Consider the following 26,386-nt stretch of genomic DNA (forward strand, 5'->3'; position numbering starts at 1 on the left):
TCAGGGCCGCAGCGATCTTCTTCGGTGAAAGATTGCGCAGGCCGTAGTCGTCGAAGATGCGCCGGACGACCTCGGCTTCGGCGACGTTGACGCACCTTTGGCCTTTATCCTCGCCCTCGGCGGTGGCCACGACGTCGTAGCCGTAGCTCAGCCCTCCTGCGGAAGCGCCGTCCTCGATGCGCCCGTGCAGACCGCGATGGGTCTTCTCGGCCAAGTCGTCGAGGAAGACGGCGTTGATCGTCCCTTTGAAGCCCATGATCAGCTTGGTGGCGGGCCCTTCGGCGTGCGTGTGGATCTGGACACGGGCAAGCCTGTAGTGCTTCCCGAAGTTGAACGATGCCTCGCCGTCCCGCATCAGGCGATCGAGCGACTCGGCCACGACCACCTGGAACGTGCCGCCCCGGACGTCTTTTCGGAGCTTCTGGAAGCCCTCTCGGCTGACGATGCTGCCCGAGATCTGCCGATCGATGTAGATCGGCCCCACGACCCATCCCATGCGGTCGATCAGCTCCTTGCACAGTCGGATCTGGTCCTCGATGGAGGCGTCGCGTTGGCGGTCGGACGAGTAGCGCACGTAGATGGCGGCCACGAGGGCCGTGGGGGATAGTCTCGCTTTGCGCAGGTTCCTTGACATCCCAACCTCCTCAGGGCGCCTCAGCTTCGCCCAGGCAGCCTCGGCTTGCGGTCCCGGGCCGGATCGCCGACCGTCCTGCGGAGCTTAGAGCTATTTCCGATCAGGTTGGGTCGTAGGCATCGTAGCCAGCCGCGGCGAGGTAGTTGCGGCACTCGTCAGGAGTGAAGCGGGTAAAGGCTTCCCGGATGGCGACGCGCAGATCCGTGACGGTGCGGGCCGCCGCTGTGCGAAGCAAGGCCTTCAGCTTGGCGAAGGCGTTCTCGATAGGATTGAAGTCAGGGCTGTATGCCGGAAGGTAGAGCAAGCGAGCCCCCGCTGTTTCGATAGTCTCCCGCACGCCTTTCACCTTGTGAGCGCTCAGGTTGTCCATCACGACCGTGTCGCCGGGCTTGAGGGCCGGGATGAGGACGTCGGTGACGTAGGCCAGAAACCGCGCCCCGTTTGTGGCGCCGTCCATCAGTTCGATCGCAAAGGGACCGCTTCCCCGCAGGGCCGCCGTGACCGTGGTGGTCTTGTAGTGCCCGTGCGGCACCGCGATGCGGCAGCGCTCGCCACGCCTCGCCCGGCCATGGCGGCGGGTCATGTTGGTGGCCGCCGCTGTCTCATCGAGAAAGACGACCCGCTCGGGGTCCACGTCGAGTTGACCCTCGAACCAGTCCTCGCGCGCCTTCATCACGCCGGAACGGCTTTGCTCGGCGGCGTGCAGATCCCTTTTTTACGGCTGATCTTGTGGCGCACGAAGAAGCGGTGCAGCCCGCTCGTGCTCGTGCTGACACCCTTCTCGCGCAAGCTTTCACGCAGCTCGCGCAGGTACGCCTGCGGCTCCGCCTCGCACGCCTGCAGGATCATCTCCGCGTGGGCCTCGATGTTGCGGGAGCGCTGGTCTCCGCCCATCGGCTTGGCCGCGACCACGCCCTCGGCCCGGAAGCGGGCTTGCCAGCGGATCGCCGTCGCGATCCCGACACCGAAACGCTCGGCCGCCTGGCGGCAGGAGGAGCCCGCCTCGACAGCGGCCAGAACACGCTCGCGTAGGTCCACAGACAGGGCTCTTGGCATCAGGGGCATCCCGCAAAGGTTGCCCTCACCGAATCACAACCCGGCCGAACCCGCTACACCGTCCCGACTCAAACCGGACGGAAACAGCTCTAGCAGGTCGCTGAAAAAGGTCGACGTTCAGCCCCTGAGCTTCATCCGGCGTCGTTTTTGGCGGGTGGACGATGGAAAGCGTGAGGGTCGGTCTTTTTGCTGTCCGCTCCTTTGCCGCCGCGACGGGGCTGGCGCTCGTCGCGACGGGACAGGGCCCCATGTCACGCCACCTCACGCCACCGCTGGTTCGGCCAGCAGCTTTGGCAGGCGTATGAGGTTGCAGGCCGCGGCCGAGACGGCGAAGGCCATGTCGACCCGCTCGCGGCCGCGCATCCGGATGCGGCGCAGCAGCCCGAACTCCTTGCCCCAGCCGAACCCCTCCTCGATGCGCTTGCGGATGCGCTGGCTCACGGCGTAGCCGGGGTGACGCGTCGTGCGCCCGTCGACGGCCGAGCGGCGCTTGGCCGTGTTGCGGGCGATGTGCGGCGTGACGTTCATGCTCCGCAGCTCGTTGACGAAGTCCTCGGCGTCATACCCCTTGTCGGCCCCGAGCGTGATGCGGCCCGGCCGATCGGCGCGTTTCTCGATCATGGCGAGGGCCGCGGTGCGCTCGGCGTGGCCGTTGGCCTCGGTCACGCAGCCGTCCACGATCAGCCCATGGCGGTTCTCCATCAGCGCATGCCCCATGAAGCACAGCCTGGCTTCCCGGCCCCGTCCCTTGCGGTAAAGCCGCGCCTCGGGATCCGTGACGCTCCGATGCGTGTCGTTGCTCAGGCGCTCCCCGTGGAAGTCCGCCTCGGCATTGCGTCCACCGCGTCCACCGCGCCCGCCCGCGGGCGGCTCGGCAGAAGCGGGCGGGTTCGGCGGCGTGTCGCCGTGCCTGGGCCTGAAGCTCTTCATCGAGGCCCAGGCCTGGATCAGCGTGCCGTCCACGCTGAAGTGGTCCTGCGACAGCAGCCGCTTCACCCGCGGGATGGCCAGCACCGCACTCAGGAACGCCGCCGCCACGCTGCCGTCGAGCAGGCGGTCGCGGTTCTTGGAGAAGGTCGAGGCGTCCCACACGGGATCGTCGATGCCCAAGCCCACGAACCAGCGGAACAGAAGGTTGAAGTCGAGCTGCTTCATCAGCTGGCGCTCGGACCGCACCGAATAGAAGACCTGCAGCAGCATCGCCCGCAGCAGCTGCTCGGGCGGGATCGAGGGACGGCCGATCTCCGAGTAGATCTCGCCGAAGCGCCCGTCGAGCGACGCCAGAGCTTCGTTCACCAAAGCCCGGATCGTACGCAGGGGATGATCCGAACGGACCCGCTGCTCCAGGTCCACGTAGGAAAACAGCGAGCCGCTCCGGCTGTCCTGTCCGCGCACTCGATACTCCCCCCATGAGCAAGGCGGAGTGAATCACGAACTGGCCAGACCCCGAAGCCTTTTTCAGCGGCCTGCTAGAGGAGCCTTCCTGCGCGCCTTCTCAAGAACTGCGGCAAGACATCTAGATGTCATCTGTCTGTCGCGTAGTGCGGGGTAGATCGGCCGCCAAGTCGGGACGAAAAGGTGGCACGATGGCTGCGATAGCGCTTGAACGCGTCAGCAAGAGTTTCGGACGCAATCCCGTTCTGAAGGACGTATCGCTCGAAGTCGGTGATGGTGAATTCGTCGCTCTGCTGGGTGCGTCCGGTTGTGGGAAGTCGACACTACTCCGGCTGATCGCAGGTCTGGATTCTCAGGATTCCGGCGAGATCCGGATCGACGGCCGCCGGATGGATGACCTGCCTCCCGCCGAGCGCGACATCGCCATGGTGTTCCAATCCTACGCGCTCTACCCACATCTGACGGTCGAGCAGAACATCGCCTCGCCGCTCCGCGTGAAGCGGCTCAACGCCTTAGAACGCCTGCCCCTCATCGGAGCCATGGTCCCCTCGGCACGGCGATCCCGGCGGCAGATTCGCCGTGAGGTCGCGACGGTGGCGGCAACGCTCGGCATCGAACATCTGCTCGATCGCCGGCCGGAGCAGCTGTCCGGCGGCCAGCGACAGCGCGTAGCCATCGGGCGCGCCGTCGTGCGCCGACCGCGCGCCTTCCTCATGGACGAACCCTTATCCAACCTCGACGCAGCCCTGCGCGGCCAAATGCGGGACGAGTTGGCGCAACTGCATCAGCGGCTCGGCGCGACGATCGTCTACATCACCCACGACCAGACCGAGGCGATGACGATGGCGGACCGGATCGCGGTCATGCGATCCGGCGAGATCCTTCAGGTCGGCCGACCGACCGAGATCTACGACGATCCCGCCTACCTAGCCGTGGCCGAGCTTGTCGGAACGCCGCGCATCAACCTTTTGGAGGGCTGCCTCACACCGGATGGCGCCGTCAGGGTCGGCCGCTTCACAGTTCCCGGCGCGGTGCAGCCGGCGCTCACGGCAGCCAACGCCGGGCGAGTGACGCTCGGCATCCGGCCCGAAGCCCTGGCGATGGTGGGGCCCGAGGCGACCGGATGGTCCGGTATCGTGCGCCGAGTGGAGCATCTCGGCTCCGAGCGGACGTTGCTCGTCGATCTCGACGACACCGCCGGCCGCCTCCTCGTCCGGTCGGACCCTTTCATGCCGTCAGCTCCAAGGGCCGGTGAACGGGTGCACTTGGCGACCAAACCCGGCCGCATCCTTCTGTTCGGTCCTGATGGCGCCCGTCTGCCGCTGTCCGGGAGCCGAGCCGCGCAGGCGAACGCCGCCGCGTAACAGCTTCGGTCGCGTGATCGGGCGCGCGACCGTGCCAACACGCCCGAACTAATCACCGGAGATCACCATGACCATCGAACGCATGGCGGTCGGCCTACTGGCCGCCTCAGCCTCCCTGTGCGCGCTGTTGTCCGCGACAGCCGCCTCCGCCACCACCCAGCTCAACCTCGTCGAAGTCCTGACCAATCCGGCCAGGACGGAGCTCCTCAACGCGCAGCTCGCCCAGTTCTCGAAAAGGTCAACCTCATCTCGCTGCCATACGACTCGTCCTTCGAGAAGCTGCTGGCGATGTACAAGTCGGGGCAGGCTGAACCGCTCCGGGTTTCTCGGAGGCTGATTGGCTTGGAATTTACGCCGTCATCGGAATGGCCTCAAGCGCGGCGTAGAAGGCCGCTTCGGCTTCGGCCGGCGGGACGTTGCCGATGGGCTCGAGCAGCCGGCGGTGATTGTACCAGTCGACCCATTCAAGCGTGGCGTATTCGACGGCCTCGAACGACCGCCATGGCCCCCGCCGGTGGATCACCTCGGCCTTGAACAGGCCGTTGATGGTTTCAGCGAGGGCGTTATCGTAACTGTCTCCTATGCTGCCGACTGAGGGTTCGATGCCGGCTTCGGCAAGTCGCTCACTGTACTTTATGCGTACGCCTACGGCGAGGGCCGCGGAAACGGGGCTTGCGGGTTTCGTCGCGGCGTGATCGCGGGTCGGGAAGGCCCGGGGCTGAGCGTCCGGGTCAGGCTGCGACGTCGAGGCTCGCCGGGGCGGCCGAGGTCGGCTTCCAGTTCCACGGCAGCAACTCGGCGAGGCGCTGGGCCGGGTGAGACGCGATGCGGCCGAGCACGTCGGCCAGCCAGGCCTGCGGGTCGACGTCGTTCAGCTTCGCCGTCACGATCAGGCTGTTGAAGAAGGCCGCCCTCTGTCCGCCGCGGTCCGAGCCGGCGAACAGCCACGCCTTGCGGCCCAGAGCCAAGCCGCGCAGGGCCCTCTCGGCTGCGTTGTTGCTGAGGCACACGCGCCCGTCGTCGAGGAAGCGGGCGAAGGACGGCCAACGCTCGAGCATGTAGTCCATGGCCCGGGCCACCTCGGCACCGCGCGGCAGGCGGGCGCGCTCGGCGCGCATCCAGCCTTCCAAGGCCGCCACGATCGGGGCGGAGCGCTCGTGCCGCGCCGCCAGGCGCTCGGCCGTTGGCCGGCCGTTCACCTCCCGCTCGATGGCGAACAGCTCGTCCATGCGCCGCACGGCTTCGAGCGCCAGCGGCGCGATCACCGCCACCTTCTTGCGGGCCCTCTGGCGCGCCGCGGCCTCGATGTCGGCCAGCTCAAAGAACTTCCTCCGCGCGTGGGCCCAGCTTGCGTCAGGGTAAGCCCTGGAAAGGAGGACGGATGTGACCTGAAACCTTTCATCGTGATCCAGAGGGTTCGACACCCTCCCGGTAGAGGCGGAGCCCGCCAGCCGGAAGCGAGTCTTGCATGGGCGGCGGCAACGCCGCTCGTGAAGCGTATACAGCGGGTACTGAAGCCCTGCCGTAAGCCTCGAGATCATGAAAGCGTCGAAGCCTTCGCCGTGTTGGGTGCGGGGGCAGCACCGGGACGGCCGTCATGGTCAGGCCGTCCGGTTCGACCGGGGTCTTGGAGCAGGGCAAAGGTACGGGATGGGTCACCTGGGAACCTGAGAGGTCCCGCCGACACCCGCGTGGAAACCGCCGGAATGGGAGCGCCGGCTCAACAAGGCTCAGGCCCGGTCGCCGGCTTGGCGACGACCGGGAGCGCTTCGGCGAGCACGAAAAGCCAGGACCATGCGGAAGCCCGAGGCGAAGGCATAAGCCGAAGGCCGAGTGCGGCGGGACGTCGTAGCGGCTTCATAGTACCGCCGAGGGCGGGGAACCGGGCTCACCGGGACCCGCCGGAGGGAAGGGGGCCGCCGCGCGCGATGAACCATTGACGGGAAACACGGGAGAGAACCCTGCGTCTCACAAACCTGTCCACGAAACGACAATGGATAGCCGATCTGGCGAGGACGCATCCCGAGCGGGTGCTGACCTCGCTGCACCACCTGATCGACCTCGACTGGATGGCCGAGGCCTATCGCCTGACGCGCAAGGATGGCGCGCCGGGCATCGACGGTGTGACGGCCAAGGACTACGAGGCGAACCTGGAGGCCAATCTTTCGGACCTCATGGCGCGCATCAAGTCCGGACGCTACGTCGCGCCGCCGGTGCGTCGGCATCTCATCCCCAAGGCGGATGGGTCGATGCGGCCGCTCGGCATCCCGACGTTGGAAGACAAGGTGGCGCAGCGGGCGATCCTCCTGCTGCTGGAGCCGATCTACGAGGCGGAGTTCCTGCCGTGCTCGTACGGCTTCCGGCCGGGACGCTCGGCCCATGATGCCCTGCGCGCTTTGCGCACGGGGTTCATGGAGCAGGGGCTCCGCTGGGTGGTGGATGTCGATATATCGAAATATTTCGACACCATCGACCACGGGCACCTGCGAAGCTTCCTCGACCGGCGAGTCACGGACGGCGTCGTCCGGAGGATGATCGACAAATGGCTGAAGGCAGGGTGCTCGACAAGGGCGTCCTTCGCCGTACGACGGGAGGCACGCCCCAGGGTGGTGTGATCTCGCCGCTGCTCTCGAACATCTACCTGCATTACGTGCTGGACAGATGGTTCGAGACCGTGGCGCGGCCGCACCTGCGGGGGCGTTGCCTGCTGGTTCGCTACGCCGACGATGCGGTGATGGCGTTCGAGGACCACGCGGCCGGCATCAAGATGCTGGCCGTGCTGGGCAAGCGGTTCGGCCGGTACGGGCTCACGCTCCATCCGACCAAGACCCGCTTCGTGGATTTCCGGTTCCGGCGCCCGCAAGGGTGCCATCCGAGGGCAGCGGGAACGACGTTCGACTTCCTCGGCTTCACCCACGTGTGGGGAAAGTCGCGCAAGGGCAGGAACGTCGTCGCCCAGGTGACGGCCAAGGACCGTTACGCGCGGGCGCTCGCGTCCGTGAACGAGTGGCTCAGGCGAAACCTGCACCGCCCGTTCCGGGAGCAGCATACGCGTCTGTCACGGGTGATCCGGGGACACTGCGCCTACTACGGCATCACCGGCAACGGCCGGCGGATCCGTTGGTATCACAACCAGATCGTACGGGCCTGGAGAAAGTGGCTCGCGCGGCGCGGCCGCCACAGCAACCTGCCGTGGCAGCGCTTCCGAGCCATGCTCGCGCGGTACCCTTTGCCCGCGGCCTTGATCGTCCACAAGTACGCCGCTCCTTGAGCGAACCATGCGCGCGAAGAACCGGATGCGGGAAATCTGCACGTCCGGGTCTGTGAGGGGCGGGGATGGGAACATCCTCGCCTACTCGGCAGAAGGCGAGCTTCACCCGGTCGCCCTTCGTCAGGGCGCGGTAGCCCTCATACCCGTCCACCTGCAGCACGCCGGCGAAGCCGGCGAGATGTGCCATGGGCCGCTCGGCCTTGCGGTCGGGGGCGTAGACGTAGGCCACCGCCGGCGGATCGGCGCCGCCCCAGGGGCGATCGTCGCGCGCATAGGCCCACAGCTGCCCGGTCTTCGTGCGCCCACGGCCGGGGTCGAGCACCGGCGCGGTCGTCTCGTCGGCGAAGAGCTTCGTCGACGCCCGAAGGTGGTCGAGCAGCCGCCCGTGCACGGGTTCGAGCAGCAGCGCCGCGCGCCCCACCCAGTCGGCCAGGGTGGAGCGGTCCAGGAGGACACCCTGGCGGGCGAAGATCTGCGCCTGCCGGTACAGCGGCAGGTGGTCCGCGTATTTCGACGCGAGCACCTGCGCCACGGTGGCGTCGGTGGGCAGCCCGCCCTCGATCAGCCGCGCCGGTGCGGGCGCCTGGGCCACGCCGTCCGTGCAGGCCCGGCAGGCGTATTTCGGCCGGCGCACCACCAGCACGCGGAACTGCGCCGGCACCACGTCGAGCCGCTCGGACACGTCCTCGCCGATGCGATGCAGCGGGGCCGAGCAGCACGGGCAGCTGTCGTCGGCGATGTCCACCACGGTGTCGATCCGCGGCAGGTGGGCCGGCAGCGAGCCCCGGTTGGCCCGGCGCTTGGCGACGCGGGCGGCGCGCACGGTCGGAGCCGCCGCCTCGGCGCTGGCCTCGTCGGCCGCCTCGGCCTGCTCGGCCTCCTCCAGCCCGAGCTGGAGCTGATCGAGGGGCAGGCTCTCCGCCCGGCGGCCGAAGCGGTGGCGCTGGAGTTCGCGGATGATCTTGCGCAGCCGCTCGTTCTCGGCCCGCTCGGCCGCCAGCATGGCCTGCAGGGCGGCGGGGTCGTCGGAGGGGGCGGGCTCGCTCGGGATCACAGAGGGATCAGATCACACCCGAGCCCCGCGCGCGACGCCTTCGCCTGTTCTCGCCTAACCGGCCAGCCGCGGCACGGCCACCTCACGCGGCACGTGCACGCGCCGCCAGTCGAGCCCGTCGACGAGCGCCGCCATCTCGGCGGCGGTCAGCCGGACGGCACCATCGCCCGGCTTCGGCCAGCGGAACGCGCCCGCCTCCAGCCTTTTCGCCACCAGCACCACGCCAGTGCCGTCGAAGAACAGGAGCTTGAGCCGGTCCGCCCGTTTCGAGCGGAAGGCGAACACCGTGCCGCAGAACGGGTCGGCGCCCAGCTGTTCGCGCACCAGCATGGCGAGGCCGTCCATGCCCTTGCGGAAGTCCACCGGCCGGGTGGCCAGCATGACGCGTACCGCGCCCGCGGGACCGATCACGTGCCGGCCCTGAGCGCGCCGATCACCGCCGCGATCGCGCCGGCGTCGGCATCCCGGCCCACCCGCACCACGACGCCGGCGATCTCCAGCTCGATGCTCGCCTCCTCGATCCGCTTCCGGCGCCTGCGCGGCTTCGGGCCAGTCGGCGCCTCATCACGGGGCGGCGCCTCGGGCTCGGAGGCCACGATGACGGGCACGAACAGCGGTCGCTCGGCGGGCAGAGACGACGATGGCCCGAGGCGAGCCAGTCGGCGCCAGCCGAACAGCTGCTGGGACGTCAGGCCGTGACGGCGCGCGACCCCGCAGACCGAGGTCCCGTCCGCGTAGCTTTCGTCGACGATCGCCGCCTTTTCGGCCGCGGTGAAACGGCGTCGGCGCCCTCCGCCGGTGAACACGTCGAAGCGCTGCGGCCCCTCCGACACGTGCATATGCTCAGGTATAGACATGGATCGAAGCCTCCTGCGGCCTCGATCATCCATCACCCGGTCAGGCTCCAGAAGGTGGGGCCGGGGCGACGCTTACGTTGCAGGACGAGGTACGGAGGATGCTCTTGCGTGGCCGGACGCGCTAGTGAAATTGACGGCGTAGTCGGCTCAGACCGGAATCTGCTGCAACCCTAAGGAACGGGGCCGACAGCACTGGGACCGGGCCCCAGCCTACGTCGAGTGATTGATCACCATCCTCGCTCAACACTCGTGTCCCGCAAACGACCCCGGAAGCGACCGTCCGCTTTCGAGGCCGCCGCTTCGGCTCTGATCGGCCGATATGGGTCGACAGGCGACGGCGCTGAGGCGGGGCGTCGCTTCCGGTGACGCTGACCCGGCGATCAGGCACGTGGGCCCGGATGGGTTCGTCCCGCAGGACCCATGCGTCACGGGCGGCGTCGGTTATCTCACGGGACCGGCGTCGAAAGCAGAACGATCTGGCCGAGAGGGGGCCAAGTGATTTGAGGCGGGCTGTGTGAGACAACAGACCTTCCGACCGTGCTACGCAGACGTATGGAAACCAAACTTCCCGTCCCGCGCGCCATCCTCGTCGGCGTCCAGCTTCCCGGCGTCGATGACGCGGCCCATGCGGCAAGCATCGAGGAACTCGGCCGCTTGGTGAAGACGCTGGGCTACCAAGTCGTCGGCACCCTGTCGCAGCGACGCGAAGCGCTCGACGGCTCGACCGTGTTCGGCAAGGGACGGATACAGGATTTGGCGGCGCTCACCGGCGGAACGGGCGTGGTCGGAACGATGGCGACCGCGCCGAAGTCGAAGGCGCGGGAGCGCTTCGACGAGGGCGCCGAGCCGGCTTTCGTGCCGGACCAGCCGGGGCAGGACAGGCAGCCGTCGGCCGACATCGTGATCGTCGACCACGAGATCTCGCCGAGCCAAGCGCGGAACCTGGAGCGGGCGACGGGCGCCGACGTGCTCGACCGCACCGGCGTGATCGTGGAGATCTTCCACCGCCACGCGCGCAGCCGCGAGGCGAAGCTCCAGGTGGAGATGGCCCGGCTGCAATATGTCGTTCCACGCCTTCGCGAGTCCTCGACGGGGGGCGGCCGTCAGCGCGGGGTCGGCGCGGGCGAGTCCAACATCGACCTCGACCGCCGCAAGGTCCGAGACCGCCGCGCCGAACTCAAGGCGCAACTTGACGAGATCCAGCTCGACGACGAACAGCGTCGCTCCGCGCGCGGCGACCAGTCGCGTGTCGCGCTGGTCGGATACACCAACGCGGGCAAGTCGTCGCTGATGCGTGCTCTCACGGGGAGCGAGGTTCTTGTGGCCGATCAGCTCTTCGCGACGCTCGACACCACCGTGCGGGCGCTGCGGCCGGAAACCTCGCCCCGCGTGCTCGTCTCCGATACGGTGGGCTTCATCAAGAAACTTCCGCACGACCTCGTCGCCTCGTTCCGGTCGACGCTGGCCGAAGCGCTCGATGCGTCGTTGCTGCTCTACGTGGTCGACGCTTCCGACCCGACCTACGAGGCGCAACTCGAGGTCACCCGGTCCGTCCTGCACGAGATCGGTGCGGATGCGGTGCCCTCGCTGCTGCTGCTGAATAAGATGGACCGGGTGGACGACGCCCATCGGGCCGTCCTGGCGGAGAGGCATCCCGAGGCGATCTTCCTTTCGGCGAGTTCCATCGCCGACGTGGCGGCGCTGCGCGCGACGGTGATCGCCTTCTTCGAGGCCGCCATGGTGGAGGACCGGCTCACGTTGCCCTATGCCAAGCAGGGGCTGCTCGGCGCCGTCTACGAGAACGCGCGCGTGCTCTCGGAGGAGTTCGACGCGGAAGGCCGCGTGCTGCACGTCCGCGGGCTTCCAGGCGGGATCGCGCGCCTGCGCAAGATTCTCTCAGCCTCGTAGAAACGGCATGCGTCAGCGAAAGCGTGCCACAGGTTGACCTCGTTCGGCAAGGACTGTAGTGGGCGCGCAACCGTCGGTATGGTTGAGCCGAGAGTGTCTGCTTCGGAGCATGCGTGATTTGGAGCGGTATGCCCGAGATGGGTCGTATCCGGCTTTTGCTCGCAACGTAGTGAGACTGAATGGGAAGCGTCACACAAGTTTCGAGAAGCGTTCGCATCGTGTTAATCCTCGGCTTTCGGACAGGATCAGTGACATGAGGCCGGATGCTTCCGATTACAGGCTGGGAGAGAAGGGCCTACATCAACCGGAACCGCCAGCGAGACGGCGATCCTGAGAAGGTCGCCCTGACGTCGCACGCCGGTCTTGCTGAAGATGCGTTGCAGGTGAGTCTTCACGGTTGAGAGTTCGACGTCGAGAGCCGCCGCGGCCTCATCGACCGTGCGGCCGGTCACGATCTGATCGAAGATGCGGCTCTCCGCCGGCGTGAACCCGAACAAGGCAGATACGACCTCGGTCGGCGGCACGAAGGGATCGTCGGTCCGGGCGACGAAGACCGCTGCGGCCGCACCGCCGTCGACCGCCATGCGGCCAAGGCGGAGTGGGAGGACGTGGAGGGCGGCCTTGCCGCCGCCATGGCGCGACACCGGTATTCCGAGCCCCCTCCGTGCCATGGCGCTCTCATCGGTCTTCGCCTGCGTGACCGCCACCGCAAGCGCTTTGGTGACACCGCCGACCGTGCTGGAAACGACGCCGCCGCGCACACGGATCAGGTCAGCGGCCGCCAACATTTCCTTGGCCGCGGGATTCGCATGGATGAGCCTCAGATCGGCCGCGACCAGAAGGACGGGTGCGGACAAGGTGTCGACCACACCCGCGAAAGTGAATCGCGCTAAAGCCGTCAGGTCCAGCAGTCGATTGATCGTCGCCGCCCGCTGAAGGTGCGGGACCAGCAATCGGGCGATCTCGAACTCGCGCGTGCCGATCGACCCGGCGCTCTCATGCCGGCCGAAGGCCACGGAACCGACAGCCCTCGCATCGCGGGCCAGCGGAATGGCAAGGACATCGATCAGGCCCTGCGGTCGGGCCCATTCGAGGGAGTACCGGTTCTGCGTCAGGTCGTAGCGTACGACATCGGGATTGACTTGGCTCAGGACCGCTGGCCGGTCGAGGGGCCATTGCATGATGACGGGCATGCCACCCCATTGGTCCAGGACGTCGGGACCATAGTCCGCCATGCTGCTGAGGTAACGTTGCGGGATGTTCACCGTCTCGTTCAGCAGCACCTCGCCCGCCGGCAGGCTGTGCAGGGAGAGGGTGGCGTTCCCGAAGTTCAATTCGGTTCGAATCGCATCGAGAGCTTTGGCCCAGGCGCCTGGATTGATCGCGGCATCGTAGATCAAGCCGATCAACGACGACAACGTCGCGGCAGAGATGATGTCATCCACGTTCGACCTCCTGTGATCGTGCATGGTCGTCGCAGCATGCAAAAGGACCGATCGGCCGGCCGGTCCGAGCACCAGATCCGTCAGACCGCTCACATCGGGATCTCAACCTTTTGGAGGATGCCGTTCTTCGCGTCGGATGGGAAGGTCGCTGCCTGTGAGGCGGAGGCCGACATGGATGAGGGTCGCAGGCAGGTTCTGGGTGGTTTGATCCTCGGGGCTGGTGCATTCGCCTCGACGGCGTCGAGAGCCTCGGACGGAGACGGGCATGCTGCCGGCTTCGATGTCGACAGGTCCGCTACCTTCCTCCGAACCATTCCGCGCAAGCCGGGAGCCGGGCAGGCCTTCACGGCATCCCTCGACACTGGCCCCATCAAGGCAACCTCGGGGGGCTGGGCCCGTGACCTCACGACGGCCCAGCTTCCCATCGCGACGGGCATCGCCGGCGCTCACCTGTTCCTCAACCCGGGCGGGGTGCGGGAGATGCACTGGCACTCCTCCGCCGAGTGGGCCTACGTGATCGCGGGCCGCTGCCAGGTCACGATTGTGGATCAGGCCGGCCTCACGGAGATCATCAATTTCGGGCCGGGCGACACGTGGTCATTTCCGGCAGGCCACGCTCATGCCATCCAGGCCCTCGGTGCATCACCTTGCCACGCCATCCTGACCTTCGATGACGGACGCTACGGCGAACACGGTACGTTCGGTCTGACCGACTTCCTGAGCCGCCTCGATGCCTCCATGCTTCGCACCACGATCGGTGTCCCGGACACGGTGAGACAGCGGCTACCCGAAGGCGAGACCTACATCATGCAGGGGCCGGTGGTGCCGATTGACGGCGACCAAGCCAAGGCGGAGCGGCAGCTCGATGCCAAGCGGTCACATCGGTTCGGCTTGTCTGCGAGCAAGCCGCTGATCGACACTGAGGCGGGATCCCTCCGTGTCGCGCCAGCTTCGGCCTTCCCGATCTCCAGCACGATGACCGGCTTCGTGCAGATCCTGCAGCCCGGAGCAATCCACGGACCGCACTGGCATCCAAACGGGAACGAATGGCAGTTCCTCCTCAAGGGTCGCACGAGGGTGACGATCTTCGAGGCCGAAAAGCGGATGGCGACGGCTGAGTTGGCGCCAGGCGACTGCGCCTACCTGCCTCGTGCCATGGGGCACATCGTACAGAACATCGGGTCCGAGCCATGCCACTTCGTCGGCGTTCACGACGCGGCGGACTATGCCGAGTGCTCCCTTTCCCAGTGGCTCTCGTCCGTGCCGACCCACCTCATCGCCGCCAATCTGGGCCTGACCGAGTCCGAGGTCGCATCGCTTCCACGGCAACCCATCGTCCTCGCAGGCGGGTGACGGCGCTCACCGGTCTCCCGAGGTGGACCGGCGCCTGAGGTCCTCATCCCGCTCGTAGCCCCCTTGCCTCATTCCGGTCTACCATGTCCACCGGACTTGCCTTCGACCGCATCACCTGGCTCGGACGCGTCCTCCCCGGCGTCGCGCTCTGCCTCGCCCTCGCGCTCCTCGCCGATCACCTCACGCCCATCGAGATCGCCCTGACAGGTCGGATGTTCCTCGATCCGGTCGTCATCGCCATCCTTCTCGGAACCACGGCCCGCTTCGTGTGGAAGCCCGGCCCGGCTTGGGAGCGTGGCATCACGTGCAGTGCCAAGTTTCTGCTCGAATGCTCGGTCACCTTGCTGGGCGTCTCCATCGATGCGGTCACGCTGTCGCGGCTCGGGCCGACCACGATCCTCAGCGTCGGCCTGCTCGTGGTGACCGCCGTCGCCGGCAGCTTTGCGTTCGGGCGCGCCTGTGGCCTACCTGCCCGACTGTCAGTCCTCATCGCTTGCGGGAACGCAATCTGCGGCAACGCGGCGATCGCCGCCGTCGCACCTCTGATCGGAGCCGGCGCACGCGACATCACCACGGCCGTATCGTTCACGGCCGTGTTCGGGTTGCTGACCGTGCTGGCTCTGCCCACCCTCATTCCGCTCCCGCACCTGACGCCGGCCCAATACGGCGAACTGGCGGGACTGACCGTCTACTCCGTTCCACAGGTGCTGGCAGCCACTCTGCCCGTCAGCGTCCTGAGCAGCCAGATCGCCGTCATCGTCAAGCTGTTGCGCGTGATGATGCTCGGCCCGGTCGTGCTCGGCATCGCCTTCCTCGTGACGCGGCGGAGACACCGGCTCCTGCGACATGCGTCGCCTCGGCAGGAAGCACGGGAAGCCCTGCGCACATCGACGCCTATCGCGATGCTCGTCCCCTGGTTCCTTGTGGGCTTCTTCGGGTTGGCGGCATGCCGCTCTTCGGGTCTCGTCCCGAGCGCGTTCGTCGCCCCCACGGCATCAGCAGCACATCTGCTGACCGTCGTCTCCATGGCCGCCCTCGGACTCAACGTCGACCTGCGGACATTGGTGCGATGCGGCAACAGGACCGCGCTGGCGGTGGCGGGATCGCTCGCCCTCATCCTGCTCCTGAGCCTGCTGATCGTTCGAAGCTTTCCCTTGCCCTGAGCCTCTAACCCTCGAGGAGGTCGGAATGCCAGCGACGCGTGATCCGAGCATGGCCCGAAACCGGGTGCGATCGCCGCTGCTGATCGCCGCGATTGCTCTGCTGACCGTACCTTCCTGGTCTCCATCGCACGCGGAGGAGCGGCACGGCAGCTGTGAACAGCAAGGCGAGATATTAGCGATCTACGACTGCCAGACCGGGCTGGTGCTTTGGTCAAGAGGGCCGTCCAAGACGCCGCCGCCGAGGCTGCTGTCCGACAGAGAGCTTTGTCAACTCGTGGTCGGATCTGAGCAGTCCCCAGAGAGCGCAGGGCGGTGCCTTTGAAACGATGCAGCTCGACAGTGCGGAGAAGTCCTATGCATCATGTTCGCTCGATATCGATAGGCATCGCCTTCTGCGAGATCTTGATGACAGCACGTCCTTGCTGGTCGCACGACGTCTGGACTGATGGAAAGCCTGTTCCTGCCTGGGTGGCGTCGGTCTGCTGTGGACCTGAAGACGTTCATCATCTAAGCCCTGAACAGGTTCACCGCGAGACTGATGGCTTTCGCGTCGATGGGTACCCATTCTTGATCTCGGCAAGTTCCTTGCTGCCCTCGCAGGATGGGGATTGGTGGATATTTTACAATAGAGTCGAAATTGACAGCTTCTCGAGGGTATATTGCTTTTTTGGACCTATGAATTTCTGACGTCAAATAAACAGCGACTGAGAGATTCGAGACAGATCACTTCGCAGAACTTGTGCAGTGCACCCAACTGCGAAATCGGTGTGCGGTGTCGTCGCAGGTTAGCGCCAGTGACAATCGTCCCCCATCCCCAGAACACGCCGACGACATGGTCCAGCCTGGGCGCGAGTCCATGGGCGATGAGTTCAGCTACGAGCGGCGGTAGTGTCCGTTCGCCCAAAAGCGAACCGAGGACGAACCCGCTCTCGCGGGAGGGCTTCCTGAGAGGTAGGGCACAACTGGAGATCGTCGCGAGCGCTTGAGCGGGTTCCGCCAGCCTCCGAGCATGAGGGTCCACCCCTCATCTCGCGAGGATCACGCGATGTCTCAGCAACAAGCCTCCGTCCCCGTCAGCCCGCTCCGTCGCCGCATGCTCGACGATATGGCCATGCGCGGTCTGCACGAGGACACGCAACGCAACTACATCATGTCGGTGCGGAACTTCGCGGCCTTCCTGGGCCGCTCGCCCGAGACTGCGACACCCGAGGACGTCCGCCGCTTCCAGATCCACCAGGCGGACAGCGGGGTGCAGGCGCCCACCATCAACAATGCGGTGTCGGGGCTGCGCTTCCTGTTCAACGTCACGCTCGACCGGCCGGACCTGTCGCGTCGCCTCGTCCTGGCGCGCTACGCCCAGAAGCTGCCGACCGTGCTGAACGTCGAGGAGGTCGGGCGGCTGCTCGAAGCGGCACGAGGGCCGAAGTACAGGGCCGCGCTCGGGGTGGCCTACGGAGCCGGCCTACGCGTGTCCGAGGTGGTGGGGCTCAGGACCGGCGACATCGACAGCACCCGCATGCTGATCCGCGTCGAACAGGGCAAAGGGCGCAAGGACCGCAACGCGATGCTGTCGCCACAGCTGCTGGAGCTGCTCCGGCAGTGGTGGCGCGAGGGACGACGCCGCGGCGTGATGCTGCCCCAGGGCTGGCTGTTCCCCGGCAAGAACAGCCTGGAGCCGCTGTCGACGCGCCAGCTCTGCCGCGCCGTCCACGAGGCCGCCGAGACGGCCGGGATCAGGAAGCGCGTCTCGCCCCATACGCTGCGCCACAGCTTCGCCACCCACCTGCTCGAGCAGGACGTCGACATCCGCGTCATCCAGGTCCTGCTCGGCCATTCCAAGCTCAACACCACCGCACTCTACGCCCGCGTGGCGACCCGCACCATCCGGGCGGTGACGAGCCCGCTCGAACGCCTGAAGCTGCTGATGGAAGGCGCCGACACCGGAGCCTGATCCGGTGTCGCGTCCCGCGCTGGAGATCGCGGACGTCTTCCGCCGGCACGGTGCGGCGTGGCGCGCCGCCCATGCCGGCCACGTCAGCCTCGACCAGCTCAAGGTGATGTCGGCCATCGAGAGCTGCCGCACCGCGGCGCTCGGCGGCCACGTCGAGGCCTGCGAGGGCTGCCGCCACACCCGCGTCGCCTACAACTCCTGCCGCAACCGGCACTGCCCCAAGTGTCAGGGCGCGGCCGCGCGCGAGTGGCTGGCGGCGCGCGAGGCCGATCTGTTGCCGGTCGGCTACTTCCACGTGGTGTTCACGGTGCCGGCCGAGATCGCCGACATCGCCTTCACCAACAAGGCCCCGGTCTACGACCTGCTGTTCCGGGCCGCGTCGGAGACCATGCTGACGATCGCCGCCGACCCGCGCCACCTCGGCGCCCGCATCGGCATCACGGCCGTGCTCCACACCTGGGGCTCGGCCCTGACACACCACCCGCACGTCCACTTGATCGTGCCGGGTGGCGGCATCTCGCTCGACGGCACGCGCTGGGTGCCGTCGCGGCCCGCCTTCCTGTTGCCCGTCCACGTGCTCGGCAAGCTGTTCCGCCGGCTCTTCCTCACGGGACTGCTCGCGCTCCATGCCGCGGGCCGGCTCCGTTTCTTCGGCGACAGGGCCGGGCTGAACGACCCGCAGGCGTTCGAACGCCACCTTGCGCCCATGAAAGCCAAGAAGTGGGTCGTCTACGCCAAGCCGCCCTTCGGTGGCCCGGAGGCCGTGCTGGCCTACCTGTCGCGCTACACGCACCGTGTCGCCATCTCGAACCGGCGCCTGATCGGGATGGACGAGGACGGCGTCACCTTCCGCTACAAGGACTATCGCCGCGACGGCGACGCCCGCCACCGCACCATGACGCTGTCGGCCGACGAGTTCATCCGCCGCTTCCTCGTCCATGTCTGAGCTTGCCCCGGTTCGATGGACACCGATGATGCTTTCGCACGAGGTGTTCTCCCATGCCCAAGACACGTCCACCCTATGCGCCAGAGTTCCGACAGCAGCTGGTCGATCTGGTCCGCTCCGGCCGCGACGCGCAGGATCTGGCCCGAGAGTTTGAACCGTCCGCCCAGGCGATCCGGAACTGGGTAGCCGAAGCGGACCGCCGAGACGGCCGGCGAGAGCCGAAGCCGGCAGCGGTCGACGCCACACTGACATCGGTGGAGCGGGATGAACTGGCCCGCCTGCGCCGCGAGAACAAGCAGCTGCGCCTGGAGCGCGACATCCTCTCTCGAGCCGCGGCCTGGTTCGCGCGGGAGACCGGCGTGGTGCCCCCGGGCTCTACGCCTTCATGAGCGCGAACCAGGCTGCCTTCCCCGTGGCCGTGATGGCACGCGTCCTCGGCGTGTCGAAGGCTGGGTTCTATGCGTGGCGCGAGCGAGCCCCGTCAGCCCGTCAAGTGGCAGACGGGGCGCTGCTCGCGCGGGTGCAGGATGTGCACGGGGCCTCGCGCGACACCTACGGGGCGCCGCGGGTCCATGCCGCCCTGCGGGCCCAGGGCGAGCGGCACGGCCGCAAGCGCATCGCCCGGCTGATGCGCGCGGCCGGCCTTGTCGGGGCCAGTCACCGCAAGGGCGGCCCGACCACGACACGGCGCGACGAGGAGGCCCGACCAGCGCCCGACCTCGTCGACCGCAACTTCAAGGCACAGGCTCCTGATCGGTTGTGGGTGGCCGACATCACCTACGTACCGACGATGAGCGGCTTTTTGTACCTGGCTGTTGTTCTCGATGTCTACAGCCGCAAGATCGTCGGTTGGTCCATGAAGAACCATCTGCGGACCGAACTGATCCTGAACGCGCTCGATATGGCCATCGGTCAACGCAAGCCGAAAGACGTCATCCATCATTCCGACCAAGGATGTCAGTACACGTCGCTCGCCTTCGGCAATCGATGCAAGGAAGCCGGCGTCAGGCCCTCGATGGGATCGGTCGGGGATGCCTACGACAACGCCATGGCCGAGAGCTTCTTCTCGACCCTGGAATGCGAACTGCTGAGCCGGCGGTCCTTCTCTTCGCAGACCGAGGCTCGCATGGCCTGTTTCGCCTACATCGAGGGCTTCTACAATCCGCTGCGCCTGCACTCGGGCCTCGGCTATCGATCTCCCACCGACTACGAAAGGAGCTTCCATCACGACCAAGCCAGCCCTATGACGAGCCTACCCGAACAAGTCCACTGACCGTCCACGAAACCGGGTCAATCCCAGTCCTGCCCAAGGGCTTCCACCGCATCCGCCACTACGGCCTGCTCGCCACGGGCCGGTGCAAGGCCAACATCGCCCGCGCCCGCGAACTGCTCGCCGTCCCCGCACCGCCCCTGCCTCCCAAGCCGGCCTCTTCGGCGGAACGCCGCACCCCGTGTCCCTGCTGCGGCGGGCGCATGCTGGTGATCGAGAGCTTCGAGGGCGTCGCCCGCGCCCGGGCTCCGCCCCCGCACCGATGGAGAGCAGGATGAAGGCGCCGTGACCCGGCACGACCAGACCCAGCACAGGGCCGAAGCGACGCTGCTTCGGCCATCGGACACGCTCGCCCTCACGGCGTCCGGCATCGTCCGCAGCGAGCCCGGGACAGCACCATCGGCCTGCCGGCATCGGCGGCGAACCTCGATCGCAGCGCCTGCAGACCGATCTCACGCCTCGTCCGGCCACGGGTCCGCCAGTCTGGACTGGCCGCGGCGCCTTCGCGCGCTCGACCCTCCCGCCAAATCCCCATAGCGCGAGGCGACCCCCGCGCGTTCGTCCTTGGGCGGCTTACGGACGGCGGCCCTCAGCCTGGACGCTCGGCCAGTGCCGGCCGCCGTCCGTAACCCTTCACCGGTTCGAGAACTCAGGATCGAACGTCCGGTTCAGAGCTCGCGGAGGGATGCCTGCTACGCCCGAGATGGGTCGACACCGGCCGGACAGCAGAAGTGGGTGGGGAGCAGACTGGCTGCTACTGAGTAGCTGACCATGATAGCAGACGTTACATGCCGCACGAAGGATGCCTTCACACATCGGTTTTGGTCCTCGTGACACTCGCCCTTCTGGCCGGGTAGGCCATTTTCTAGGTCTCCGCCTTCAGAGATCACCGCCTTGCCCCCATCTCTCCGCCTCCCGCTCGGCCTTCTGCTCGTCGTGCCGGTGGCGCCCGTCCTTGCTTGGTTCGTCGACGCCCCGCCCATCACGGTCTTCCTGGCCGGGGCCGTCGCGATCGGGGTCCTGGCCGACTGGGTGCGGCGCGGCACCGAGCAGATGGCCGAGCACGTCGGTCCCGCCGTCGGCGGGCTCCTCAACGTTTCCTTCGGAAGCCTCGCCGAGGTCATCCTGGCGCTCTTCGTGCTGTCCCGGGGCGAAGCCAAGGTGGTCCAGGCTCAGATCACCGGCTCGATCATAGGCACGAGCCTCTTCGGGCTTGGCCTGGCCATCGTCGTGGGCAGCTTCGGGCGCGACCGGCAGACGTTCAAGCGCGAGCGCGCCGGACAGCTGTCGTCCATGTTGATCCTGGTGACGGTCGCGCTGCTGCTCCCGGCGGTGTTCAACATGGTCGCCGGAGCCAACTCGGACGCGGCGCGCCTGAAGGTCACCGACGAGGACCTCAGCATCAGCGTGTCGGTCGTGCTCATCCTGCTCTACGCCGGGAACCTGATCTACACGCTCGTGACCCATCGGGACGTCTTCGCCTCCGACGATGCGCGAGGCGAGGGTGGCAGTGGCGGTTGGCCGCTCCCCGCCGCGCTCGGCACCATGGTGGCGGCGACCGCCGCCATCGCGCTCGAGGCCGAACTCGTGTCCGGCGCGCTGGAGGCGACCGCGACGTCGCTCGGTCTGTCGACGGTCTTCCTGGGTGTGATCGTGCTCGCGCTGGTCGGCACGGTGTCAGACGTCTTCGCCGCGGCCTTCTTCGCCCGACAGGACAAGATGGGCCTCGTGCTCAGCATCTGCGTCGGATCGGCGGTCCAGGTGGCGCTGGTCGTGGCGCCGCTGCTGGTCCTGGCCTCATGGGCCATGGGCCGTCCCATGACGCTCGTGTTCGGCAACCCACTCGACCTGTTCGCCATCGCGGCCGCAGCCTTCACGGTCAACGCCATCGCGGCCGACGGCGAGACCACGTGGTTTGAGGGCGTGCTGCTTCTGGGCGTGTACGCCCTGCTCGCCCTCGCCTTCTTCTTCGCCGGCGGGTGACGGGGCCGCTCTTCGACGGTCGAGACAGCCCGCCCGTGACGTGTCGGGCCCGCGCCGGGGGGGCGGCGTATCAGGACCGACGAGGTGCGCTCCGCTTCGACATCCGGCGAAATTTTTCGCCTCAAACCGGCATGCAATTTGATCCTTGTGATGGACGGCTCGATGGGCGTCCTCCAACACCGGCGCAACCACGCCATCCGGTCCGCCATGCCCGCCACCGTCTGGCGCCAGAACACAAGCAGAGCCTTTGATCCGAACTGTCAGGCTCGCCCTATTCTGCCTCCTCGGCCTCGCGGTCGCGCTGGCTCTCGTGGTGGCGCTGCTGCCCTTCGTCGGCACCCGCTGGTGGCTGGTCCGCCTCCTCGACTTCCCGCGCCTCCAGTTCGGCATCGTCACCCTGGCGTTGTTCGTGCTCGTCATCCTCTTCACCCGGACATATCCCCGAGCGGTCCTGGCCCTCGCCGTGACGGCCCTCGTGGCACTCGGGGCGGACGGTCTAGTTCTCTGGCCCTACCGCCCCTTCGCGCATCTGGCGGTCGCCTCGGGCGCCTGCCCGGCGGACCGGAGCCTCGTGGTGATGATCTCCAACGTGCTGCTCACCAACCGACAGTCGCAGACCCTCCTCGAAGAGGTGAGAGCCGAGAAGCCCGACCTTTTCCTGGCCATGGAGATCGACGACTGGTGGGACAGGACGCTGGAGCCGCTCAGCGCCGAGATGCCCTACGGGGCCACGAAGATCACCGGCTCCTACTACGGCATTCGCCTGTTCTCGCGCCTGCCGCTGACCGACACCGACGTGCGCTTCCTCGCCGGGCGCGACACCCCGTCGATCGTCACGACGGTGAAGCTGCGCGACGGCGAGGCCGCGACCTTCCTCGGCATCCACCCGCGCCCGCCGCTCGTCGGACAGTCGGCCCTGCCGCGCGACGCCGAGCTCTACGCGGCCGCGGCCATCCTGCGCGGCCGCGACGGACCGGCCGTGATGGCCGGTGACCTCAACGCCACGCCCTGGGAGGACGCGGTGCAGAGAACGCGACGCATCGCAGGTCTCGTGTCGCCGCGCAGGGGCTACGGCTACGTGTACAGCTTCGACGCGCAGTCGTGGTGGGCCAAGTGGCCGCTCGACCAGATCGACTACAAGCCCGGCTTCACGGCGCTGTCGCTCGAACGTCTCGCCCCCGTCGGGTCCGACCATTACCCCTACGTCGTCCGCCTGTGCCGCGACCCCGGGGCGAAGGCGCCTGCGGCGACGCCCGAAGGCGGCGACGACCGTGCGCGCGTCAACGAGGCGAACGTCGCCGTCGGTGCGACCGCGCCGTGACGCGCATCGACCGGAACCGTTGGCTGGACATCCTCCGGGCGACCTGGTCCGAGATCGGTGCTGACCAGGCCTCCATCGTGGCGTCCGGCGTGGCCTTTCGGGTGGCGCTGGCTCTGTTCCCAGGTGTGGCGCTCCTGGTGTGGGTCGCGAGCCGGACCATCGGGCCCGAGGAGGCCAAGTCGTTGGTCGGCACGCTGTCGGACATCGTGCCCGACGCGAGTCGCTCGATCATCGCGAACGCGGTCGACTCCGCCCTGCGCTCCAACCCGGCCGACGCCAAGGCCGAGGCGCCCTGGCTCGGCGGCTTCGCGCCGGTCCTGGGCCTCGTGGTGACGCTGTGGACGACCAACAGCGGCACCAAGGCCCTCTTCGCCGCCCTGAACATCGTCTATGATAAGGAGGAGGGCCGCGGCTTCCTACGCCGCACCGTCCTCACGCTCATGTTCACACTGGGCACGTTGCTGCTGCTCGTACTGGCCGTCGGCACGCTTCTGGCCTCGCCCGTCATCCTGTCGCGCATCGGCCTGGGCGACGTCGCCGCGGCGGCGGTGCATTGGCTGCGCTGGCCCGTGCTGTTCGTCGGCTTCGCGCCATCGCTGTCTCTGCTCTACCGCTACGCCCCTCACCGCAGGCGCGAGCATTGGCCCCTCGTCACGGTCGGCTCGGCCCTCGCCGCAGGGCTGCTCGCGCTCGGCACGGCGCTGTTCTCCTGGTTCACGGAGCGCTTCATGGGGCTCAGCGCCACCTATGGCTCCCTCAGCACCGTCGTCGCCTTCCTGCTCTGGCTGTGGGTCGACTTCCTCATCGTCCTCGCCTGCGCCGAACTCGATTCGGAGATCGAACGCAAGACGGGCCTCTACGGCCGCCGCGCGGCGAGGTGAACGTTGCATGCCCTGCAACACTGCCACGGGGCAAGGTGATTGTCCGGCGACAAGACATCGGAGCGACGCTTATGAACATCCTGCACCAGATCGGCCACGCCCTGATGATGAGCCTCGGCATGATGTGGCAGACCGGATGGACCCTGGTCCTCGGCTTCACCATCTCGTCGCTGCTGCAGACGGTCGTGCCCGCCGAGAAGATGCGTGAAGCCCTCGGCCGCGGGGGGCCGGGGGACATCGCGGCCGCGACGGCGCTCGGCGCCGCCTCGTCGAGCTGCTCCTACGCCGCCGCCGCTATCATGCGGACGCTGTTCAAGAAGGGCGCGGCGCTGAGCACCTCCCTGGCCTTCCTGTTCGCCTCCACCAACCTCGTCCTGGAGCTGGGCATCATTCTCTACGTGCTCCTGGGCTGGCAGTTCATGGTCGGGGAGTGGATCGGCGGGGTCGTCCTCGTCGTCGTCATGAGCCTGCTCCTGAAGCTCGTGTACCCGAAGGATCTCGTCGAGGAGGCGCGACGGCACGAGGAGCCGGGATCGGGCCACCACCACATGTCGATGACGGTCAAGGGCGACGCATGGTGGGAGCGGCTCACCAACCCGAAGACGCGCATCCGCGTGGCGCAGAACTTCGCCATGGAATGGTCGATGCTCTACAAGGACCTTCTGATCGGCTTCCTGGTCGGCGGTTTCCTGGCAGCCTTCGTGCCCGACGCCTGGTGGAAGGCCATGTTCCTCCAGGACGCATCGCCCTGGATCAAGGTGCCCTTCGATGTCCTGATCGGCCCCGTGGTGGCTTGCCTCACCTTCGTCTGCTCGATCGGCAACGTGCCGCTCGCCGCCGTGCTCTGGGCGGGCGGAGCGAGCTTCGGCGGCGTGCTGTCCTTCCTCTACGCCGACCTCCTCGTCCTGCCGCTGCTCGACGTGTACCGCCGCTACTTCGGCTGGCGCATGGCGGCCTTCATGGCGGGGCTGTTCTTCGTCACCATGGCGGTCTCGGCGCTGCTGATGGACCTCGCCTTCGACGGTCTCGGGCTCGTGCCGTCGCACGCCACGGACGTGCGAGCGCAGCTCACCCACTTCGCCCTGAACTACACGTTCTGGCTCGACCTCGCCTTCGGTGCGCTGGCCGTCTACCTGTTCTGGGTCAACGGGCAGCACCCGATGGACCATGGCCACCATGCGAAGGAGGGACAGGCACCCTCGGGCGGCTCCGGAGCGAGGCCGGCGCATGGACACGCGTGAGCATCCCGACCAGCCGCAGCCGTTCCGGAACGGCGCCGTCGACCGTCGGATCCGCAATGGCCTCGAACGTCGTCCATCGCCTTCGACGCCCAGCCCTCGCCTTCGAGACTGCAGGCCGTCGTTCGGCGTTGCTCCGTCCGAGGCAGACACGACGGGATGGGCGTTTCTCGACTTCGTGATCGACGCTTCGGACACACGGACGTCAGGACCGTGACCGACGATGGGCCTGCGGAGGACTGGCGCGTCCACCTCGGCGAGGAGCCCGCGACCCGAGGGTCGTCAACCGACAGTGCCCGCGCCCGCGAGCCGGGGCGCGGCCGCGGGGCCGATGCCCCGCGGGAGATCCCGGCCCGCGGCTGGTGGGACATCCTGATGCGCCTGGTCTGGGCGACGTCTGCCAACCGCATCCTGTCCACGGGCGGCAGCGTCGCCTTCTTCTCGCTCCTCGCCGTGTTCCCGGGCATCGCGGCCATCGTCTCGCTCTACGGCCTGTTCGCCGACGCGCGCATGATCAGCGGCCACCTGTCGCTGCTGTCCGGGGTCCTGCCGGCCGGGGTGCTCGACCTCGTCGGCGACCAGGTCAGGCTGGTGGCACAGAAGGGCCACGGCACGTTGAGCGGGGCCTTCGCGGTCTCGCTCGCGCTCGCGCTCTACAGCGCCAACTCGGGCATCGTCGCCCTCTTCGACGCCCTCAATGTGGTCTACAATGAGCGGGAGGACCGGGGCCCGATCCGCCTCTACGCAACCACATTCGGCTTCACGCTTGCCGGTGTCCATCTTCACCGTCCTGGCGCTGACGGGCGTGGTCGCCCTGCCGATGGTCCTGCGTACCGTGGGTCTGCCGGCGCTGACGGAGTGGCTGATCTCCGCCGCCAGGTGGCCGGTGCTCCTCCTGACGATCGCGGGGAGCCTGGCTGTCGTCTATCGGTACGGACCGTCGCGGAACGAAGCGCGCTGGCGCTGGGTGACGTGGGGCAGCGCGGTCGCAACCCTGCTCTGGCTCGCAGCATCCATGCTCTTCTCCTGGTATGTCGCCACCTTCGACAGCTACAACCGCATCTATGGCTCGCTCGGCGCGGCCGTCGGCTTCATGGTCTGGCTGTGGATCTCGGCCGTCATCGTCCTGCTCGGGGGCGAACTCAACGCCGAGATGGAGCACCAGACGGCCCGGGACTCGACGCGCGGGGGCGGCAAACTCCTGGGTTCCAGGGGCGCGATGATGGCGGACCACGTCGGCAAGGCGCAGTGAAGAGGCTCGGCTTTGACGTGTCGTCGCAAAGGCACGCTCGGCCT

19 protein-coding genes and 6 pseudogenes (1 of these 25 cut by a window edge) are annotated in these 26,386 nt (G+C 67.6%); 16 read left to right on the forward strand and 9 right to left on the reverse strand.

Annotation, left to right across the window (positions count from 1 at the left end):
* The 3 genes from L7N97_RS23625 to L7N97_RS23635 all read right to left on the reverse strand — a co-directional run.
* Positions 1 to 634 carry the 5' portion of a recombinase family protein gene (locus tag L7N97_RS23625; RefSeq protein ID WP_237480693.1) on the reverse strand. The gene continues 626 nt to the left of window position 1, outside the view, so 634 of the gene's 1,260 nt are visible here — the first part of the coding sequence; the start codon lies at positions 632 to 634; the stop codon falls past the left edge of the window.
* A 100-nt stretch (positions 635 to 734) separates the two neighbouring features.
* Positions 735 to 1,690 (reverse strand): IS630 family transposase gene (locus L7N97_RS23630; protein WP_237480694.1). Its coding sequence is split into 2 segments (ribosomal slippage): positions 735 to 1,351 and positions 1,351 to 1,690, totalling 957 coding nucleotides; the frame shifts between segments, so codons are not numbered across the junction.
* Positions 1,691 to 1,951: 261 nt separating this feature from the next.
* The gene (locus L7N97_RS23635; RefSeq protein WP_237480695.1) at positions 1,952 to 3,085 is read right to left on the reverse strand and encodes an IS5 family transposase; all 1,134 of its coding nucleotides are present in this window, start codon (positions 3,083 to 3,085) and stop codon (positions 1,952 to 1,954) included.
* Positions 3,086 to 3,276: 191 nt separating this feature from the next.
* On the opposite strand from L7N97_RS23635, the gene L7N97_RS23640 reads away from it, so the two are divergent.
* Positions 3,277 to 4,449: an ABC transporter ATP-binding protein gene (locus tag L7N97_RS23640; RefSeq protein WP_237480696.1), complete on the forward strand. Its 1,173-nt coding sequence runs from the start codon at positions 3,277 to 3,279 to the stop codon at positions 4,447 to 4,449.
* Positions 4,450 to 4,798: 349 nt separating this feature from the next.
* Here L7N97_RS23640 and L7N97_RS23645 read toward each other — a convergent pair.
* Both L7N97_RS23645 and tnpC (L7N97_RS23650) read right to left on the reverse strand, forming a co-directional pair.
* Positions 4,799 to 5,092: pseudogene (locus L7N97_RS23645) on the reverse strand (integrase core domain-containing protein); the annotation flags it as partial.
* Positions 5,093 to 5,180: 88 nt separating this feature from the next.
* Positions 5,181 to 5,795, reverse strand: a pseudogene (gene tnpC / locus L7N97_RS23650) (IS66 family transposase); the annotation flags it as partial.
* Between the two features lie 684 nt (positions 5,796 to 6,479).
* Here tnpC (L7N97_RS23650) and L7N97_RS29905 point away from each other — a divergent pair.
* Together L7N97_RS29905 and L7N97_RS23655 are read left to right on the forward strand one after the other, a co-directional pair.
* Positions 6,480 to 7,064 (forward strand): reverse transcriptase domain-containing protein, encoded by a 585-nt coding sequence (locus L7N97_RS29905; protein ID WP_309242839.1) that lies wholly within the window; start codon positions 6,480 to 6,482, stop codon positions 7,062 to 7,064.
* The gene (locus L7N97_RS23655; RefSeq protein WP_255721718.1) at positions 6,992 to 7,720 is read left to right on the forward strand and encodes a reverse transcriptase domain-containing protein; all 729 of its coding nucleotides are present in this window, start codon (positions 6,992 to 6,994) and stop codon (positions 7,718 to 7,720) included. The genes L7N97_RS29905 and L7N97_RS23655 overlap by 73 nt, the downstream gene beginning before the upstream one ends.
* A gap of 88 nt (positions 7,721 to 7,808) precedes the next feature.
* Here L7N97_RS23655 and tnpC (L7N97_RS23660) read toward each other — a convergent pair.
* The 3 genes and pseudogenes from tnpC (L7N97_RS23660) to tnpA form a co-directional block, all read right to left on the reverse strand.
* Positions 7,809 to 8,723, reverse strand: a pseudogene (gene tnpC, locus L7N97_RS23660) (IS66 family transposase); the annotation flags it as partial.
* 105 nt (positions 8,724 to 8,828) lie between these two features.
* Positions 8,829 to 9,185, reverse strand: coding sequence for an IS66 family insertion sequence element accessory protein TnpB (gene tnpB / locus L7N97_RS23665; protein WP_237480697.1), 357 nt, complete (start codon positions 9,183 to 9,185; stop codon positions 8,829 to 8,831).
* Positions 9,182 to 9,631: an IS66-like element accessory protein TnpA gene (tnpA, locus tag L7N97_RS23670; RefSeq protein WP_237480698.1), complete on the reverse strand. Its 450-nt coding sequence runs from the start codon at positions 9,629 to 9,631 to the stop codon at positions 9,182 to 9,184. The genes tnpB and tnpA overlap by 4 nt, the downstream gene beginning before the upstream one ends.
* A gap of 552 nt (positions 9,632 to 10,183) precedes the next feature.
* Here tnpA and hflX point away from each other — a divergent pair.
* The gene (hflX, locus tag L7N97_RS23675) at positions 10,184 to 11,539 is read left to right on the forward strand and encodes a GTPase HflX (protein WP_237480699.1); all 1,356 of its coding nucleotides are present in this window, start codon (positions 10,184 to 10,186) and stop codon (positions 11,537 to 11,539) included.
* 245 nt (positions 11,540 to 11,784) lie between these two features.
* Here hflX and L7N97_RS30370 read toward each other — a convergent pair whose 3' ends face one another.
* On the reverse strand, positions 11,785 to 12,984 hold the full coding sequence (locus L7N97_RS30370) for a helix-turn-helix transcriptional regulator (protein ID WP_237480700.1): 1,200 nt from the start codon (positions 12,982 to 12,984) through the stop codon (positions 11,785 to 11,787).
* A gap of 36 nt (positions 12,985 to 13,020) precedes the next feature.
* On the opposite strand from L7N97_RS30370, the gene L7N97_RS23685 reads away from it, so the two are divergent.
* The 12 genes and pseudogenes from L7N97_RS23685 (at position 13,021) to L7N97_RS29920 (ending at position 26,342) form a co-directional block, all read left to right on the forward strand.
* Entirely contained in the window at positions 13,021 to 14,337 is a 1,317-nt protein-coding gene (locus tag L7N97_RS23685) for a cupin domain-containing protein (protein WP_237480701.1), read from the forward strand.
* A gap of 83 nt (positions 14,338 to 14,420) precedes the next feature.
* Positions 14,421 to 15,500, forward strand: a complete 1,080-nt coding sequence (locus tag L7N97_RS23690; RefSeq protein WP_237480702.1) for a YeiH family protein — start codon at positions 14,421 to 14,423, stop codon at positions 15,498 to 15,500.
* 1,045 nt (positions 15,501 to 16,545) lie between these two features.
* Complete coding sequence (locus tag L7N97_RS23695) at positions 16,546 to 17,451, forward strand: tyrosine-type recombinase/integrase (protein WP_237480703.1); 906 nt, start codon at positions 16,546 to 16,548, stop codon at positions 17,449 to 17,451.
* Between the two features lie 4 nt (positions 17,452 to 17,455).
* Positions 17,456 to 18,394, forward strand: a pseudogene (locus L7N97_RS23700) (IS91 family transposase); the annotation flags it as partial.
* Between the two features lie 56 nt (positions 18,395 to 18,450).
* Positions 18,451 to 19,670 (forward strand): IS3 family transposase gene (locus tag L7N97_RS23705; protein ID WP_237479395.1). Its coding sequence is split into 2 segments (ribosomal slippage): positions 18,451 to 18,730 and positions 18,730 to 19,670, totalling 1,221 coding nucleotides; the frame shifts between segments, so codons are not numbered across the junction.
* Positions 19,671 to 19,696: 26 nt separating this feature from the next.
* A pseudogene (locus L7N97_RS30610) lies at positions 19,697 to 19,945 on the forward strand (IS91 family transposase); the annotation flags it as partial.
* Between the two features lie 616 nt (positions 19,946 to 20,561).
* Positions 20,562 to 21,650 carry a calcium/proton exchanger gene (cax, locus tag L7N97_RS23710; protein ID WP_237480704.1) on the forward strand — a complete coding sequence of 363 codons (1,089 nt, stop codon included), beginning with the start codon at positions 20,562 to 20,564 and terminating at the stop codon, positions 21,648 to 21,650.
* A 247-nt stretch (positions 21,651 to 21,897) separates the two neighbouring features.
* Complete coding sequence (locus tag L7N97_RS23715; protein WP_237480705.1) at positions 21,898 to 22,971, forward strand: endonuclease/exonuclease/phosphatase family protein; 1,074 nt, start codon at positions 21,898 to 21,900, stop codon at positions 22,969 to 22,971.
* Positions 22,968 to 23,852: a YihY/virulence factor BrkB family protein gene (locus tag L7N97_RS23720; protein WP_237480706.1), complete on the forward strand. Its 885-nt coding sequence runs from the start codon at positions 22,968 to 22,970 to the stop codon at positions 23,850 to 23,852. Before L7N97_RS23715 ends, L7N97_RS23720 begins: the two co-directional genes overlap by 4 nt.
* Before the next feature lie 71 nt (positions 23,853 to 23,923).
* Positions 23,924 to 25,093 (forward strand): permease, encoded by a 1,170-nt coding sequence (locus L7N97_RS23725; RefSeq protein WP_237480707.1) that lies wholly within the window; start codon positions 23,924 to 23,926, stop codon positions 25,091 to 25,093.
* Positions 25,094 to 25,465: 372 nt separating this feature from the next.
* Positions 25,466 to 25,804: pseudogene (locus L7N97_RS29915) on the forward strand (YhjD/YihY/BrkB family envelope integrity protein); the annotation flags it as partial.
* Positions 25,805 to 25,862: 58 nt separating this feature from the next.
* On the forward strand, positions 25,863 to 26,342 hold the full coding sequence (locus tag L7N97_RS29920; protein WP_309242873.1) for a YihY/virulence factor BrkB family protein: 480 nt from the start codon (positions 25,863 to 25,865) through the stop codon (positions 26,340 to 26,342).
* The last annotated feature ends 44 nt before the right edge of the window (positions 26,343 to 26,386 follow it).

It is taken from the genome of Lichenibacterium dinghuense (assembly GCF_021730615.1).
Taxonomy (GTDB): Bacteria; Pseudomonadota; Alphaproteobacteria; order Rhizobiales; family Beijerinckiaceae; genus Lichenihabitans; species Lichenihabitans dinghuensis.

Bases quoted from the DNA above. Each gene is read 5' to 3' on its own strand.
- L7N97_RS23640 (WP_237480696.1), top strand. From the start codon at position 3,277: ATGGCTGCGATAGCGCTTGAACGCGTCAGCAAGAGTTTCGGACGCAAT.
- L7N97_RS23655 (WP_255721718.1), top strand. From the start codon at position 6,992: ATGGCTGAAGGCAGGGTGCTCGACAAGGGCGTCCTTCGCCGTACGACG.
- tnpA (WP_237480698.1), bottom strand. From the start codon at position 9,631: ATGTCTATACCTGAGCATATGCACGTGTCGGAGGGGCCGCAGCGCTTC.
- hflX (WP_237480699.1), top strand. From the start codon at position 10,184: ATGGAAACCAAACTTCCCGTCCCGCGCGCCATCCTCGTCGGCGTCCAG.
- L7N97_RS23685 (WP_237480701.1), top strand. From the start codon at position 13,021: ATGCAAAAGGACCGATCGGCCGGCCGGTCCGAGCACCAGATCCGTCAG.
- L7N97_RS23690 (WP_237480702.1), top strand. From the start codon at position 14,421: ATGTCCACCGGACTTGCCTTCGACCGCATCACCTGGCTCGGACGCGTC.
- L7N97_RS23695 (WP_237480703.1), top strand. From the start codon at position 16,546: ATGTCTCAGCAACAAGCCTCCGTCCCCGTCAGCCCGCTCCGTCGCCGC.
- L7N97_RS23725 (WP_237480707.1), top strand. From the start codon at position 23,924: ATGAACATCCTGCACCAGATCGGCCACGCCCTGATGATGAGCCTCGGC.